Source organism: Actinokineospora baliensis (assembly GCF_016907695.1).
GTDB classification, from domain to species: domain Bacteria; phylum Actinomycetota; class Actinomycetes; order Mycobacteriales; family Pseudonocardiaceae; genus Actinokineospora; species Actinokineospora baliensis.
This window is the reverse complement of sequence record NZ_JAFBCK010000001.1, coordinates 6,121,200-6,135,274: the sequence shown is the minus strand read 5'-3', so window position 1 is coordinate 6,135,274 and position 14,075 is coordinate 6,121,200. Positions and strand designations below refer to the sequence as shown.

Sequence of the window (14,075 nt, the reverse complement as noted above, 5' to 3'; positions counted from 1 at the left end):
GCCCAGAGTGTGGGCCCGCGTTACGTGGCGATCTCGGCCGTGTGGTGGCGGCGGTCGGATGGTGCTCAGGGCGGTGGAACCCGTGGCCACAGGGCCCGGCGAAAGCGGCGGCGGACTCGGGTGGCGCCCGAAGCGTGGACCGCTGCCCACAGGCGACTCGCTGGCCCGCTGATGGCCGCGACACGGCTAGGTCTGGGGTGCTCGATCGGCGGGTGATGCCATCCGTGGAGCTCGCGACCACCGCCGGGCACGGGTCATCAGTGGTCAGCCGGGTGGGAGTTGGAGGCCTAGGTGGCGTTCGTTGGCGAGCATGATGGCGAACAGGGAGCGCGGGGTGGCGCCGAAGTAGATCTTGTCGGTGCGCATGGCGGTTGCGGTGGCGCCGATGCTCGCGTGGAAGGTGGCGGCGCGGTCGAGGTGGGCTCGGGCGGTGGCGCGGTCGCCGCGGTCGAGGGCGGCTCGGGCGGCCGCGCCGTGGGCGTGGCGGCGGGGGGCGGCGAGCAGGTCGTGGGCCTCGATCCAGGCCTCGATCTCGGCGACGGGGTCGAGGGTGGGGTCGGCTTCGGCGTGGTCGACGACGGCGGACCAGGCCAGGGCGGTGGCGAAGGGGGCTTCGGCGCGCGCGAAGGTGCTCACCGCGGTCTTGGCGGCTTCGAGCGCGACCGCGGTCTGCCCGCGTTCGCCGTTGACCTTCGCCTGCCAGAGCGCGTGGTCGCCCCCGGCGGCGATGCGAGCGCGGTTGAGCAGGGGGAAGGGCTCCCGCGCCAGTTGCCGGTCGATGCCGTCGAGCAGGTCGGCCGCGACGGCCAGGGCCTGGTCGGGGGTCACCCGCCACGGCGGGGCGGGCTGCGGTTCGATCAGCGCCTGGTGGGCCAGCGCCCCCGCCGCGTCCGGCAGCATCAGCGGCAACCTGGTCGCGGCGACCTCGACGGCCCACGCGTCGATCACCCTGGTCCGCACGGTGTCGTTGAGTTCGGCGAGCAGCCCGACGTCGCCGAACTGGCGACTGACCTGGCCGCGGCGGGCGGCCATCGCGCTGGACAGGGCGGCGGGCAGACCACCGACGGCGGCCAGGAACAGCAGGTCGGGGTGCGGGTGGAACAGCGCCACGCACGCGGTGAGCACCAACGCGAGCAGCATCACCAGCCTGGTGACGAGCCCGACCACGATGAACAGGGCCAGCACCGGCCCGGTGGCCACGCGGCTGCCCACGACCCCGGCGCACACGACGAAGACCCCGAACGTGATCAAGGCGCCCCAGTACCACCCGCCGCCGGTCAACTCCGGGGTCGCCGCCCACCACCGGACCACCTGTTCACCGACCGGACTCGCCGCGGCGGCGACCAGCGCGAGCGCCAGCCCGAGCTCGGCCGACCGGGTCGTCCACCGGCGCGGCCGCATCAGCCACTGCCGCGTGTGGTCGATCGCGATCAGGTAGATCGTGAGGACGGCCACGCCGAGGACCCGAGCCAGGACGTGCCCGCTGACGGTCATCGGCACCAGGAGCACCACGACCATCGACAGGTAGGGCGCGGCGAGGGCCGCGTAGCGCCAGCGCTTGTCGGCGACCGCGCTGTCGCTGACCGCGGCCCGCAGGGGGATGGCCTTGCCCCGGACGGCCCGGAGGTAGTAGCCGAACCCGAACCCGACCAGCAGCGGCACCACGACCCAGGCCATCAGGTCCGGGTCCGGCAACCGCAGCACGGTCAACGCGGCCACCCCCGCCAGGAACCCGAACCCGCAGAACCCCACCACGAACGCGGCGACCCCCACCCACACCCCAGCACCGTCGGCCACCGAACCCGCGAAGATCCCGAACAGCACCCCGAGCCCCAGGTCCACCCACGGCAGCGGCCTCGCCCAATCGGCAGCGCCCAACCTGCGCGCCACCGCGTGCACCCCGACAGCGACGACCAGCACGACCGACAGCACAGACGGATCGACCATGACCGCCCCTCGAACCCACCACCAACACGGTTGATCATGACGGTAGCGCCGGTGCGACGGGCACAGGTCCGGTTCCGCCCGATCCGCCCCAACGGACCCAAGGGACCCCACCGAACCCGAAGCGCGGTGGACAGCGCCTTCGGACACCGCGATCGGACTGACTTCGGGTGGCACCGAGATCACCCGCGACCAGGGGGGATTCCGATCTTGGTACCGTCGCTCGGCGTGGGCTGGTGGGGGGTCACCCGGACGGGGGCTTGTGAGGGGGCTCACGCCTGCTGACCCCCGTCTTTGCCTCCGGCCGGGAAATAAGACACACTTGTGTTGTGAAAAAGACCGCCCCCGCTCCGCGGACCGCGCCCGAGGCCACCGGCCCCGCCGCGGCCGGGCAGCAGGCCGAGGGGCGCACCCGCGAGGGTGTGGCCCGGCTGCTGCTGGAACGGGGACCGGTCGCGGCGGTCGCGATCGCCGAGGCGTTGGGGTTGAGCTCGACCGCCGTCCGCAGGCACTTGGACGCACTGGTCGCCGACGGGGAGGCGTACACCCGTGACGCGCCCCGCCTCGGCGCCCGGGGCCGCGGCAGGCCGGCGAAGCTCTACCTGCTCACCGAGACCGGTCGGTCCCGGTTCGGGCACGCCTACGACGACCTCGCGATCTCCGCGCTGCGCTTCCTCGCCGAGAGCGGGGGGGAGCAAGCGGTGCGCGCGTTCGCCGAGCGCCGGGTGGCCACGTTGGTCGACCGGCACCGGGACGCGGTCACCGCGCCGGTGGATCCCGCGGGTCGCGCCGAGGCCTTGGCCGAGGCGTTGACCAGGGAGGGCTACGCCTCCTCGACGCGCAGCGTCGGGGCGGGGGAGCAGCTGTGCCAGCACCACTGCCCGGTGGCGCACGTCGCGGCGGAGTTCCCCCAGCTGTGCGAGGTCGAGACGGCGGCGTTCGCCGACCTGCTCGGCACCCACGTGCAGCGGTTGGCCACGATCGCCCGCGGCGACGCGGCGTGCACCACGCACGTCCCGCACCAGCCCCAGGCACCCGGCACCACGACGAGTTAGACCCGGATGGAGGGAAGTCCCCATGACTGCCGCTGCGCAGCAGCGCACCACCACACCCCAGCCGCTCACCCAGGACGAGACCCTGGCGACGCTCGGGCGGTACGAGTACGGCTGGGCCGACTCCGACAGCGCGGGCGCCAGCGCCCAGCGCGGCCTGTCGGAGGCCGTGGTCCGGGACATCTCGGCCAAGAAGAACGAGCCGGAGTGGATGCTCGAGTCGCGGCTCAAGGCGCTGCGGCTGTTCGACCGCAAGCCGATGCCCAGCTGGGGCGCCGACCTGTCGGGCATCGACTTCGACAACATCAAGTACTTCGTGCGCTCCACCGAGAAGCAGGCCCAGTCCTGGGAGGACCTGCCGGAGGACATCAAGAACACCTATGACCGGCTGGGCATCCCGGAGGCCGAGAAGGCCCGCCTGGTCGCCGGTGTCGCCGCGCAGTACGAGTCCGAAGTGGTCTACCACAAGATCAACGAGGAGCTCGAGAAGCAGGGCGTGATCTTCCTCGACACCGACACCGCGCTCAAGGAGCACCCGGAGCTGTTCGAGGAGTACTACGGCTCGGTGATCCCGCACGGGGACAACAAGTTCTCCGCGCTCAACGGCGCCGTGTGGTCGGGCGGCTCGTTCATCTACGTCCCCAAGGGCGTGCACGTCGAGATCCCGCTGCAGGCCTACTTCCGGATCAACACCGAGAACATGGGCCAGTTCGAGCGCACCCTGATCATCGTCGACGAAGACGCCTACGTGCACTACGTCGAGGGCTGCACCGCGCCGATCTACTCCTCGGACTCGCTGCACTCGGCGGTCGTGGAGATCGTGGTGAAGAAGGGCGCGCGCTGCCGCTACACCACCATCCAGAACTGGTCGAACAACGTCTACAACCTGGTCACCAAGCGGGCCAAGGCCGAGGCGGGCGCGACCATGGAGTGGGTCGACGGCAACATCGGCTCCAAGGTGACCATGAAGTACCCGGCGGTGTTCCTGATGGGCGAGCACGCCAAGGGCGAGGTGCTCTCCATCGCCTTCGCCGGTGAGGGCCAGCACCAGGACGCGGGCGCCAAGATGGTCCACATGGCACCGCACACGTCCTCGACGATCATCTCCAAGTCGGTGGCGCGCGGCGGCGGCCGCACCTCCTACCGCGGCCTCGTGCAGGTCAACAAGCGGGCGCACCACGCCAAGTCCACGGTCAAGTGCGACGCGCTGCTGGTCGACCAGATCAGCCGCTCCGACACCTACCCCTACGTCGACGTCCGCGAGGACGACGTGGCGATGGGGCACGAGGCGACCGTGTCCAAGGTCAGCGACGACCAGCTGTTCTACCTGATGTCGCGCGGCCTGACCGAGGACGAGGCCATGGCGATGATCGTGCGCGGGTTCGTCGAGCCCATCGCGCGCGAGCTGCCCATGGAGTACGCGCTGGAACTGAACCGACTGATCGAGCTGCAGATGGAAGGAGCGGTCGGCTAGATGACCGCGGCGGTTGTGGTGCCCGAGGCTTCTCGGGCCGAATGGTTCACCTCCTACGACGTGGCGGCCTTCGAGGTGCCGTCGGGTCGTGAGGAGATCTGGCGCTTCACGCCGATGAAGCGCCTCGCCGGTCTGCACACCGGGGTCGAGGCGACCGGTTCGGCGGGCGTCGAGGTCGACGCGCCAGCCGAGGTCACCGTGGAGACGGTGCAGCGCGGCGATTCCCGGCTCGGTCAGGGCGGCGTGCCCGCCGACCGGGTCGCGGCGCAGGCGTACAGCTCGTTCACCGCGGCCACGGTCCTGACCGTGGCCGCCGAGTCCCGCGCGTCGGCGCCGGTCACCGTCACGGTGACCGGGCCGGGCGCCGGGCAGGTCGCCTACGGGCACCTGCAGGTCCGGGCGGAGCGGTTCGCCGAGGCCGTCGTCGTGCTCGACCACCGCGGGTCCGGCGTGTACGCCGACAACGTGGAGTTCGTGCTGGCCGACGGCGCGAAGCTGACCGTGGTGTCCATCCAGGACTGGGCGGACGACGCCGTGCACGTCTCGGCGCACCACGCCCGCATCGGCCGCGACGCGGTGCTGCGGCACACGGTGGTCACCCTGGGCGGCGACGTCGTCCGGGTCGCGCCGACGGCCGCGTTCGCCGACAAGGGCGCCGAGGTCGAGCTCAACGGGCTCTACTTCGCCGACGCGGGGCAGCACTTCGAGCACCGCACCTTCGTCGACCACGCGCAGGCCAACTGCACGTCCAACGTGGTCTACAAGGGTGCGCTGCAAGGGAACGACGCGCACACGGTGTGGGTCGGCGACGTGCTGATCCGGGCCGCGGCGGAGGGCACGCAGACCTACGAGCTCAACCGCAACCTCCTGCTGACCGACGGCGCCCGCGCCGACTCGGTGCCGAACCTGGAGATCGAGACCGGCGAGATCGCCGGTGCCGGTCACGCCAGCGCGACGGGCCGCTTCGACGACGAGCAGCTGTTCTACCTGCAGGCCCGCGGCATCCCCGAGGACCAGGCCCGCCGCCTCGTCGTGCGCGGCTTCTTCCACGAGCTGCTGATGAAGATCCAGGTCCCCGAGGTGCGCGAGCGCCTCGAGGCCGCGATCGAGGCCGAGTTGGAAGCCGTCGGGGTATGACCCGCGCTTGTGGACTGTCCGAACTGGACGACGACAAGCCGTTCGCCGTTGAGGTCGACGACGTCGCCGTGGTGCTGGTGCGCCGCGGCGACGCGGTCCACGCGCTGCGCGACGAGTGCTCGCACGCCGCGGTGGCGCTCTCGGAGGGCGAGCTGTCCCGCAAGGGGCTGGAGTGCTGGCTGCACGGGTCGTGCTTCGACCTGCGCACCGGCGCCCCCTCCGCGCCACCGGCCACCGAACCCGTCGACGTGTACGCGGTCACCGTCGACGGTGATGACGTCTTGGTCGACGTCACCCGAACCTTGAACTAGTACTGGAGAGAAGAACCACCATGGCCACCCTGGAGATCAAGGACCTGCACGTCTCGGTCGCGACCGACGACGGTGCCAAGGAGATCCTCAAGGGCGTCGACCTGACCGTCCGGGCAGGCGAGACCCACGCGATCATGGGCCCGAACGGGTCCGGCAAGTCCACCCTGTCCTACGCCGTCGCCGGGCACCCCAAGTACGAGGTGACCTCCGGCTCGGTCACCCTCGACGGCGAGGACGTCCTCGAGATGAGCGTGGACGAGCGGGCCCGCGCGGGCCTGTTCCTGGCCATGCAGTACCCGGTCGAGGTCCCCGGCGTGTCGATGTCGAACTTCCTGCGCACCGCGGCCACCGCCGTGCGCGGCGAGGCGCCGAAGCTGCGCACCTGGGTCAAGGAGGTGAAGGAGTCGATGAAGGAGTTGGAGATCGACCCCGCCTTCGCCGAGCGCAGCGTCAACGAGGGCTTCTCCGGCGGCGAGAAGAAGCGGCACGAGATCCTGCAGCTGGCCCTGCTCAACCCGAAGATCGCCATCCTCGACGAGACCGACTCCGGCCTCGACGTGGACGCGCTGCGGGTGGTCTCCGACGGGGTGAACCGGTTCAAGGCCTCCGGCGAGTCCGGCGTCCTGCTGATCACGCACTACACCCGCATCCTGCGCCACATCACCCCGGACTTCGTGCACGTGTTCGCGGGCGGTCGCATCGTCGAGTCCGGCGGTTCGGAGCTGGCCGACCAGCTCGAGGCCGAGGGTTACGTGAAGTACACCGGCGCCGCGGAAGCCGCGGGCGTCTGAGTGCGTTGTAGGCGGTAGAGAGCGACAAGGGGGTACTGGTGACCGCAGTGACCGCACCACTGGACGTCGACGCCCTGCGCGCCGACTTCCCCATCCTCGGCCGCACCGTGCGCGACGGCAAACGGCTGGTGTACCTGGATTCTGGGGCCACCGCGCAGCGCCCGGTCCAGGTGATCGACGCCGAGCGGGCCTTCCTCACCGAGCACAACGCCGCCGTGCACCGCGGCGCGCACCAGCTCGCCGAGGAGGCCACCGACGCCTACGAGTCGGCGCGCGCCCGCATCGCGGCGTTCGTCGGGGCGAAGCCGGACGAGCTGGTGTTCACCAAGAACGCCACCGAGGGCATCAACCTGATCGCCTACGCCATGGGCAACGCGGCCACCTCGGGGCCCGAGGCGGCCAGGTTCGTCCTCGGCCCCGGCGACGAGATCGTCACCACCGAGATGGAGCACCACGCCAACCTGGTGCCCTGGCAGCAGTTGGCCCAGCGCACCGGGGCGACCCTGCGCTGGCTCGGGGTGACCGACGAGGGCAGGCTCGACCTGTCCGACCTGGACTCGGTGGTGACCCCGCGCACCAAGGTGCTGGCGTTCACCCACCAGTCCAACGTGCTCGGCACGGTCAACCCGGTGGAGCCGCTGGTGGCCCGCGCCCGCGAGGTCGGCGCGCTGGTGGTGCTCGACGCCTGCCAGTCGGTGCCGCACTCGGTGGTCGACTTCCCCGCGCTGGACGTGGACTTCGCGGTGTTCTCCAGCCACAAGATGCTCGGCCCGTACGGCCTCGGGGTGCTCTACGGCCGCCGGGAGCTGCTCGCGGCGATGCCGCCGTTCCTCACCGGCGGGTCGATGATCGAGATGGTGGAGATGGCGCGGTCGACGTTCGCGCCGCCGCCGCAGCGGTTCGAGGCCGGTACCCCGATGACCTCGCAGGCGGTGGCCCTCGGCGCGGCCGTGGACTACCTGTCGGCGGTCGGCATGGACCGGGTCGCCGCGCACGAGCACCTGCTCACCGTCGCCGCGCTCGACGGCCTCGCCGAGATCCCGGGCGTCCGGGTCATCGGCCCGGTCGACGGGCACGCGCGCGGGGGAGCGGTGTCGTTCGTGCTGGCGGGCGTTCACCCGCACGACGTCGGCCAGGTCCTCGACGACCAGGGCATCGCGGTGCGGGTCGGGCACCACTGCGCGTGGCCGCTGCACCGGCGGCTCGGTGTGCCCGCGTCGGTGCGGGCCAGTTTCTACCTGTACAACGACCTGGCCGACGTGGACGCGTTCCTGGCCGGGGTGCGGGAGACGAAGCGCTTCTTCGGGGTGGCCTGATGCAGCTGCAGCAGATGTACCAGGAGATCATCCTGGACCACTACAAGAACCCGCACGGCCGCGGCCTGCGCGACCCGTACGACGCCGAGTCGTTCCAGGTCAACCCGACCTGCGGCGACGAGGTCACCCTGCGGGTCAAGCTGGACGGCCCGGTGGTGGCCGACGTGTCCTACGACGGGCAGGGCTGCTCCATCAGCCAGGCGTCCACCTCGGTGCTCACCGACCTGGTGGTCGGCCGCCCGCTGGCGGAGGCGCTGACCAAGTTCGACGCCTTCGTCGAGCTCATGCACGGCCGCGGCACCGTGGAGCCGGACGAGGACGTGCTGGAGGACGGCATCGCCTTCGCGGGCGTGGCCAAGTACCCCGCTAGAGTGAAGTGCGCCCTGCTCGGCTGGATGGCGTTCAAGGACGCGGCCGCCCGCGCTGAAGGAGGACCCTCATGACCGAAGAAGTCCAACGCGGCGCAGCGGGCATGCCGACCCAGGCCCCCCGCGCGGACGTGGCGTCCCTGGACGACCTCGAAGAGGCCATGCGGGACGTGGTCGACCCCGAACTCGGCATCAACGTCGTGGACTTGGGGTTGGTCTACGACATCCGCGTCGAGGACGACAACACCGCCACCCTGGACATGACCCTGACGTCAGCGGCCTGCCCGCTGACCGACGTGATCGAGGACCAGACCCGCGCGGCGCTGACCGGCGGCGGCCTGGTGGACGACTTCCGGATCAACTGGGTGTGGATGCCGCCCTGGGGCCCGGAGAAGATCACCGAGGACGGGCGGGAGCAGTTGCGCGCCCTCGGCTTCACGGTCTGACCCGCGTTGTGCGCGGCCCGCTTCCCCACTGGGGAGGCGGGCCGTTTCGCGTTGGCGGGGGCTTTCGCTCGCGGGCGATCGGCCGGCGCGGGAGAGGGGCCGGTGCTGATGTCCGGGGCGCGGCTGGCTGGGTGAGCGTGCAGCGGTGGGAGCGGGTGCGCGCTGTCGGCGATCCCGCTTCCCCGCCGGGCGGCGGGCCGCTTCGCGTGGGTGGCCTCCCGCGAAGTTCTGTGGTTGGTGCTGGGGGCGGGCGGGGTGATGGCTGCGGCGGATGTCGTCTTGGTTGCGGTGCGGCCGGTCTGGGAGTCGGTGGGCGGCTTGCTTGTGGTTTCGCGGTTTGGCATGTGGTGTGCGCGGCCCGCTGTCCCGTTGGGGAGGCGGGTCGTTTCGCGGGGTGGTGTTGTCGCGCTGTGCTGGGGGTGGGCGGGGACGTGGCTGCGGTGGTGGCTGGTCTTGCTTGCGGCGTGGCCGGTCTGGAAGGTCGGCGGGTAGCGTGCCCTCGGCTTCACGGTCTGGCTTGTGGTGGCTGCGGCCCGCCTCCCTGCCGGGAGGCGGCCATTTCGCGTTGGGCGGGGGCCTCGCTTGCGGAGCGATCGGCTGGCGCCGGGGCGGCCGGTGCCGAACCATCGCTGATGTCCGGGGCGCGGCCTGGCCGAGTCGGCGCGCAGCGGTGGAAGCGGGTGCGCGCTGTGGGTGTTCCACGGTCTGTGCGCGCTGTCGGCGGCCCGGCTTCGGCGCCGGGAGGTGGGCCGTTTCGCGTTGTGCTTTTCTCGGTTGCGGGGTGATCCGCCGGTGCGGAGAATCGGCCGCCGGTGTCGGCACCCCGGGATACCGGGTGAGCGAGCGAAGTGGGCGGTTCCTTGTTCGATGTGATCGTGGTCGGGTGTGGGCCGACCGGGGCGATGGTGGCCGCTGAGTTGCGGCTGCACGACGTGCGGGTGTTGGTCCTGGAGAAGGAGTTCGAGCCCGTCTCGTCGTTCGCGCGGGTGGTCAGCTTGCACGTCCGCAGCCTGGAGCTGATGGCGATGCGGGGCCTGCTGGACCGCCTCCTCGAGCGCGGCAGGCGGCGTCCGCTCGCCGGTGTGTTCGCCGCGATCCCCAAGCCGCCCACCGGGGACGACTACTTGCTGGGCATCCCGCAGCCCGTCATCGACCGCCTCCTCGAAGAGCACGCCGCCGGGTTGGGGGCGCAAGTCCGCCGCGGGTGTGCCGTGACCGGTCTTGAGCAGGACGACGAGGGGGTGACCGTCGAACTGGCTGGTGGGGAGCGACTCCGGTCGCGCTACGTCGTGGGGTGCGATGGTGCTCGCAGCACCACCCGCAAGCTCCTCGGTGTCGCCTTCCCCGGTGAGCCCTCGCGCAACGACACCCTGATGGGTGAGTTGGCGGCCACCGCCCCGCCCGACGCCGAGAAACTGGGCGAAATCCGCGAAGTGCACCGGTCGTTCCTTTTCAACCCCGTCGGGGAAAATGTCTACCGCGTTGTTGTGCCTGCCGAGGGTGTCAACGAAGACCGCGCGGAACCGCCCACTCTCGAAGATTTCCAGAAGCAGCTGCTCGCCATTGCCGGAACTGATTTCGGCATCCATTCCCCGCGCTGGCTTTCCCGTTTCGGCGACGCCAGTCGACAGGTCGAGCAGTACCGGATCGGCCGCGTTCTCCTCGCCGGGGATGCCGCGCACATCCACCCGCCCGCTGGCGGTCAGGGCCTCAACCTCGGTGTCCAAGACGCGGTGAACCTGGGGTGGAAACTGGCGGCGCACCTGCGCGGCCAAGCGCCGGAATCCCTGTTGGACACCTATCACGCCGAACGCCACCCGGTCGGCGCGGACGTCCTGAACAACACCCGCGCCCAGGTCGCGTTGTCGTCGGCGGAACCGGGGTCGCGGGCCATGCGCGCGTTGCTGTCGGAATTGATGGACATCCCCGAGGTCACCCGGCACCTGACCGAGAAGATCATCGCCACCGGTATCCGCTACGACTTCGGCGACGGTCCCGACCTCCTCGGCCGCCGCCTGCCGGACATCGGGCTGGAGCGCGGCACGCTCTACGACCGCCTGCGCCGTGGACGCGGCCTGGTGCTCGACCGCACCGGGCGGTTGGCGGTGGGCGCTTGGTCGGGTCGGGTCGATCTGATCGCCGATCCGGCCGCGGCCGTGGACGTCCCTGCCCTGCTGCTGCGGCCGGACGGGTACGTCGCGTGGATCGGGCAGCGGCAGTCGGACCTCGACGAGCACCTCGCCCGCTGGTTCGGCGGGATTGCGGTGTGACCTGATCCCGGTCGGTGTCGCGCACCCACCTCCCGAGGCGGAAAACCTCTGCTGGGCAACGGGTTCCGGGACCTTCGGCCCGGTGGTGTGCCCGGCCCACATCGACGTTCGTCGGTGGCGGTGGTGATCGTCTTCTGCTCCCATGGTCTGCGTGCCCCGACCCACTCGCGCCGAGCTCGCGGCGGCCCAGGACCGGACCATCGCCGACGTCCTGGGCCGCCGCGGGCTCGAGGTCCTGTTCTGCGGGATCAACCCCAGCCTCTACTCCGGTGCCACCGGCCACCACTTCGCCAGGCCGGGCAACCGGTTCTGGCCCGCGCTGCACCGGTCCGGGTTCACCCCGCGGCTGCTGGCCCCGCACGAGCAGCACCTGCTGCCCGACTACGGCCTCGGCGTGACCAACCTGGTCGCCAGGGCCACCGCCCGCGCCGACGAACTCGGTGACGACGAGCTCAAGGCCGGTGGCGACCGGCTGCGCGAGCTGGTCGCCGAGTACCGGCCGCAGGTGGTCGCCGTGGTCGGGATCACCGCGTACCGGACCGCCTTCGCCGCGCCGAAAGCCGTGGTCGGGGCGCAGGCCGAGCTGTTCGAGTCGGTTCGGGTCTGGGTGCTGCCCAACCCGAGCGGGCTCAACGCGCACTACCAGCTCGACGACCTCGCAGCCGAGTTCGGGCAGCTCAGGGCCTCTCTCGGCTGACCCCTGCCCGAAATCGGGCACGGAAGTTGCCTCGATGGTCGACACAGTGCCAGGGTCTGGCGTGACCGAACCACCCGCCGACCTCATCCGGTACGTCGTGGGCACCACCGGGCTGCCGCCGGGGGTCGCCGCCCGGGTGGTCTCCGACGTGCTGGCCTACTTCGGGGAGACGGTCGAGGAGTTCGTCCGGCGCAGGCACTCGGAGCTGCGCCGCAAGCGGGTGCCCAACGCCGACATCTGGCCGCGGGTCGGCGCGGAGTTGGCCGCGCGGCCGATCAGGGCGCCCGCGCTCAGCGAGCGGCAGCTACGGCGGATCGTCTACGGCTAGGGAGAGAGCTATGTGTGGAATCGTGGGCTACCTGGGGGCCCGCCCGGCGACGCCGGTGCTGGTCGAGGGGTTGCTCCGGCTCGAGTACCGGGGGTACGACTCGGCGGGGGTCGCGGTGCTGCGCGACGGCGGGATCGCGGTCACCAAGACCGCGGGCCGGGTGCGGGACCTGCGCGACAAGCTCACCGACGACCCGGCCACGGTCGGCATCGCGCACACCAGGTGGGCCACCCACGGCGAGCCGTCGGACCGCAACGCGCACCCGCACCTCGACGCCGGTCTGCGGATCGCGGTGGTGCACAACGGGATCATCGAGAACGCCGAGCAGCTGCGGGCCCAGCTGACCGCCGACGGGGTCGAGCTGACCTCCGACACCGACACCGAGGCCCTCGCGCACCTCATCGCCCGCCAGGAGGCCGCCACCCTCGAGGACGCCGTCCGCGCCGCGCTGCGCGGGGTCGAGGGCACCTACGGGCTGGTCGTGCTCGACCGCACCCGGCCGGGGGAGCTGGTGGTCGCCCGCAACGGCAGCCCGATCGTGCTGGGCATCGGCGACGGCGAGATGTTCATCGCCTCCGACGTCGCCGCGCTGGTGCACCACACCCAGCAGGTCGTGTTCCTCGACGACGGCGAGCTGGCCACGGTGACCGCCGCGGGCTTCCGCACGTCCACCCTGGAGGCCAGGCTCACCAGCAAGACGCCGACCACCGTGGACCTCGCCGCCGACGACTACGAGCTCGGCGGGCACACCGACTTCATGCGCAAGGAGATGGCCGAGCAGCCCGAGGCGATCTCCCGGGCGCTGCGCGGCCGCCTCGACGAGCGGTTCGCCACCGCGCACCTGGGCGGCCTCGGCTTGGACCCGATGGCCCTGCGGGCGATCAAGCGGGTCAAGTTCCTCGGCTGCGGCTCGGCCTACTACGCGGGCCAGATGGGGGCGACCCTGGTCGAGGAGCTCGCCCGCATCCCCGCCGACGCCGAGCCCGCCTCGGAGTTCCGCTACCGCAACCCGGTCGTCGACCCCGACGCCCTCTACGTCGCGGTGAGCCAGTCCGGCGAGACCCTCGACACGCTCGCGGCCGTGCAGGAGCTGCGGCGCAAGGGCGGTCGCGTGATCGGCGCGGTCAACGTGGTCGGCAGCGCGATCGCGCGCGAGTGCGGTAGCGGGGTGTTCCTGCACGCCGGACCGGAGGTGTCGGTCGCCTCCACCAAGGCGCTGACCAACATGACCGTCTCCTTCGCGATGCTGGCCCTGCTGCTCGGTCGCGTCCGCGACCTCAGCGCGGCGGGTGGGCAACGGATCGTGGCGGGCCTGCGGGCGCTGCCCGGCCAGGTCGAGCGGGTGCTCGCCGACGACGCCGACATCGCCCGGATTGCCAAGCGCTACGCCAACGCCGAGCACATGTTCTTCCTCGGCCGGGTGCGCGGGTGGCCGGTGGCCAGGGAAGGCGCGCAGAAGCTCAAGGAGATCTCCTACGTGCACGCCGAGGCCTACCAGTCCGCTGAGCTCAAGCACGGCCCGCTGGCCCTGGTCGACGCGGGCATGCCGAGCGTGGTCATCGTCCCGGCCGACGAACTGCTGGCCAAGAACATCGCCACCATCGAGCAGGTCAAGGCGCGCGGCGGCCCGGTCATCGCGGTCACCAACGCCGAGCTGCCCGCCGGGCTGGCCGACGAGGTGATCCGGGTCCCGCGCGGCGAACCGGAACTGGACCCGATCCTGCTCACCATCCCGCTGCAGCTGCTGGCCTACCACACCGCGTCGGCGCTCGGCCGCGACATCGACAAACCGCGCAATCTGGCCAAAAGCGTCACCGTGGAGTGATCTCGCGGCCCCCTTGAGCACCCCTTGCCGACCCCTTGCGGGGCAATCGACGTATTTGTTCACGCGGAACCGACACCTAGTTTCCGCGCACCGGCCCGCTAGCCCACCGTCCACTC

The 14,075-nt window shown here is 71.4% G+C and carries 13 protein-coding genes; 12 read left to right on the top strand and 1 reads right to left on the bottom strand.

Going from position 1 to position 14,075, the window contains the following annotated elements:
* Positions 1-264 precede the first annotated feature (264 nt).
* On the bottom strand, positions 265-1,947 hold the full coding sequence (locus JOD54_RS27265; RefSeq protein ID WP_204454633.1) for a hypothetical protein: 1,683 nt from the start codon (positions 1,945-1,947) through the stop codon (positions 265-267).
* A gap of 326 nt (positions 1,948-2,273) precedes the next feature.
* Here JOD54_RS27265 and JOD54_RS27260 point away from each other — a divergent pair, with 326 nt between their 5' ends.
* From JOD54_RS27260 to glmS, 12 genes are all read left to right on the top strand, one after another.
* On the top strand, positions 2,274-2,999 hold the full coding sequence (locus JOD54_RS27260; RefSeq protein ID WP_204454631.1) for a helix-turn-helix transcriptional regulator: 726 nt from the start codon (positions 2,274-2,276) through the stop codon (positions 2,997-2,999).
* 22 nt (positions 3,000-3,021) lie between these two features.
* On the top strand, positions 3,022-4,470 hold the full coding sequence (gene sufB, locus JOD54_RS27255) for a Fe-S cluster assembly protein SufB (protein WP_204454629.1): 1,449 nt from the start codon (positions 3,022-3,024) through the stop codon (positions 4,468-4,470).
* Complete coding sequence (gene sufD, locus JOD54_RS27250; protein WP_204454627.1) at positions 4,471-5,607, top strand: Fe-S cluster assembly protein SufD; 1,137 nt, start codon at positions 4,471-4,473, stop codon at positions 5,605-5,607.
* Positions 5,604-5,918, top strand: a complete 315-nt coding sequence (locus tag JOD54_RS27245; protein WP_204454625.1) for a Rieske 2Fe-2S domain-containing protein — start codon at positions 5,604-5,606, stop codon at positions 5,916-5,918. The genes sufD and JOD54_RS27245 overlap by 4 nt, the downstream gene beginning before the upstream one ends.
* 20 nt (positions 5,919-5,938) lie before the next feature.
* On the top strand, positions 5,939-6,709 hold the full coding sequence (gene sufC, locus JOD54_RS27240) for a Fe-S cluster assembly ATPase SufC (protein WP_204454615.1): 771 nt from the start codon (positions 5,939-5,941) through the stop codon (positions 6,707-6,709).
* A 38-nt stretch (positions 6,710-6,747) separates the two neighbouring features.
* Positions 6,748-8,025 carry a cysteine desulfurase gene (locus JOD54_RS27235; RefSeq protein ID WP_204454611.1) on the top strand — a complete coding sequence of 426 codons (1,278 nt, stop codon included), beginning with the start codon at positions 6,748-6,750 and terminating at the stop codon, positions 8,023-8,025.
* On the top strand, positions 8,025-8,468 hold the full coding sequence (gene sufU, locus JOD54_RS27230) for a Fe-S cluster assembly sulfur transfer protein SufU (RefSeq protein WP_204454607.1): 444 nt from the start codon (positions 8,025-8,027) through the stop codon (positions 8,466-8,468). The genes JOD54_RS27235 and sufU overlap by 1 nt, the downstream gene beginning before the upstream one ends.
* On the top strand, positions 8,465-8,839 hold the full coding sequence (locus tag JOD54_RS27225) for a metal-sulfur cluster assembly factor (RefSeq protein WP_204454602.1): 375 nt from the start codon (positions 8,465-8,467) through the stop codon (positions 8,837-8,839). The genes sufU and JOD54_RS27225 overlap by 4 nt, the downstream gene beginning before the upstream one ends.
* 860 nt (positions 8,840-9,699) lie before the next feature.
* Positions 9,700-11,109, top strand: a complete 1,410-nt coding sequence (locus JOD54_RS27220) for an FAD-dependent monooxygenase (protein ID WP_204454598.1) — start codon at positions 9,700-9,702, stop codon at positions 11,107-11,109.
* Between the two features lie 151 nt (positions 11,110-11,260).
* Complete coding sequence (gene mug, locus JOD54_RS27215; RefSeq protein WP_307860325.1) at positions 11,261-11,806, top strand: G/U mismatch-specific DNA glycosylase; 546 nt, start codon at positions 11,261-11,263, stop codon at positions 11,804-11,806.
* Between the two features lie 34 nt (positions 11,807-11,840).
* Positions 11,841-12,134 carry a hypothetical protein gene (locus JOD54_RS27210; protein ID WP_204454592.1) on the top strand — a complete coding sequence of 98 codons (294 nt, stop codon included), beginning with the start codon at positions 11,841-11,843 and terminating at the stop codon, positions 12,132-12,134.
* 10 nt (positions 12,135-12,144) lie between these two features.
* A complete protein-coding gene (glmS, locus tag JOD54_RS27205; RefSeq protein WP_204454587.1) occupies positions 12,145-13,959 on the top strand; it encodes a glutamine--fructose-6-phosphate transaminase (isomerizing) in 1,815 nt (604 codons plus the stop codon).
* The last annotated feature ends 116 nt before the right edge of the window (positions 13,960-14,075 follow it).

Coding starts and splice junctions, on each gene's coding strand:
- JOD54_RS27265 (WP_204454633.1), bottom strand. CDS start 1,947: ATGGTCGATCCGTCTGTGCTGTCGGTCGTGCTGGTCGTCGCTGTCGGG.
- sufC (WP_204454615.1), top strand. CDS start 5,939: ATGGCCACCCTGGAGATCAAGGACCTGCACGTCTCGGTCGCGACCGAC.
- JOD54_RS27210 (WP_204454592.1), top strand. CDS start 11,841: ATGGTCGACACAGTGCCAGGGTCTGGCGTGACCGAACCACCCGCCGAC.
- JOD54_RS27225 (WP_204454602.1), top strand. CDS start 8,465: ATGACCGAAGAAGTCCAACGCGGCGCAGCGGGCATGCCGACCCAGGCC.
- glmS (WP_204454587.1), top strand. CDS start 12,145: ATGTGTGGAATCGTGGGCTACCTGGGGGCCCGCCCGGCGACGCCGGTG.
- JOD54_RS27245 (WP_204454625.1), top strand. CDS start 5,604: ATGACCCGCGCTTGTGGACTGTCCGAACTGGACGACGACAAGCCGTTC.
- sufU (WP_204454607.1), top strand. CDS start 8,025: ATGCAGCTGCAGCAGATGTACCAGGAGATCATCCTGGACCACTACAAG.
- sufD (WP_204454627.1), top strand. CDS start 4,471: ATGACCGCGGCGGTTGTGGTGCCCGAGGCTTCTCGGGCCGAATGGTTC.
- sufB (WP_204454629.1), top strand. CDS start 3,022: ATGACTGCCGCTGCGCAGCAGCGCACCACCACACCCCAGCCGCTCACC.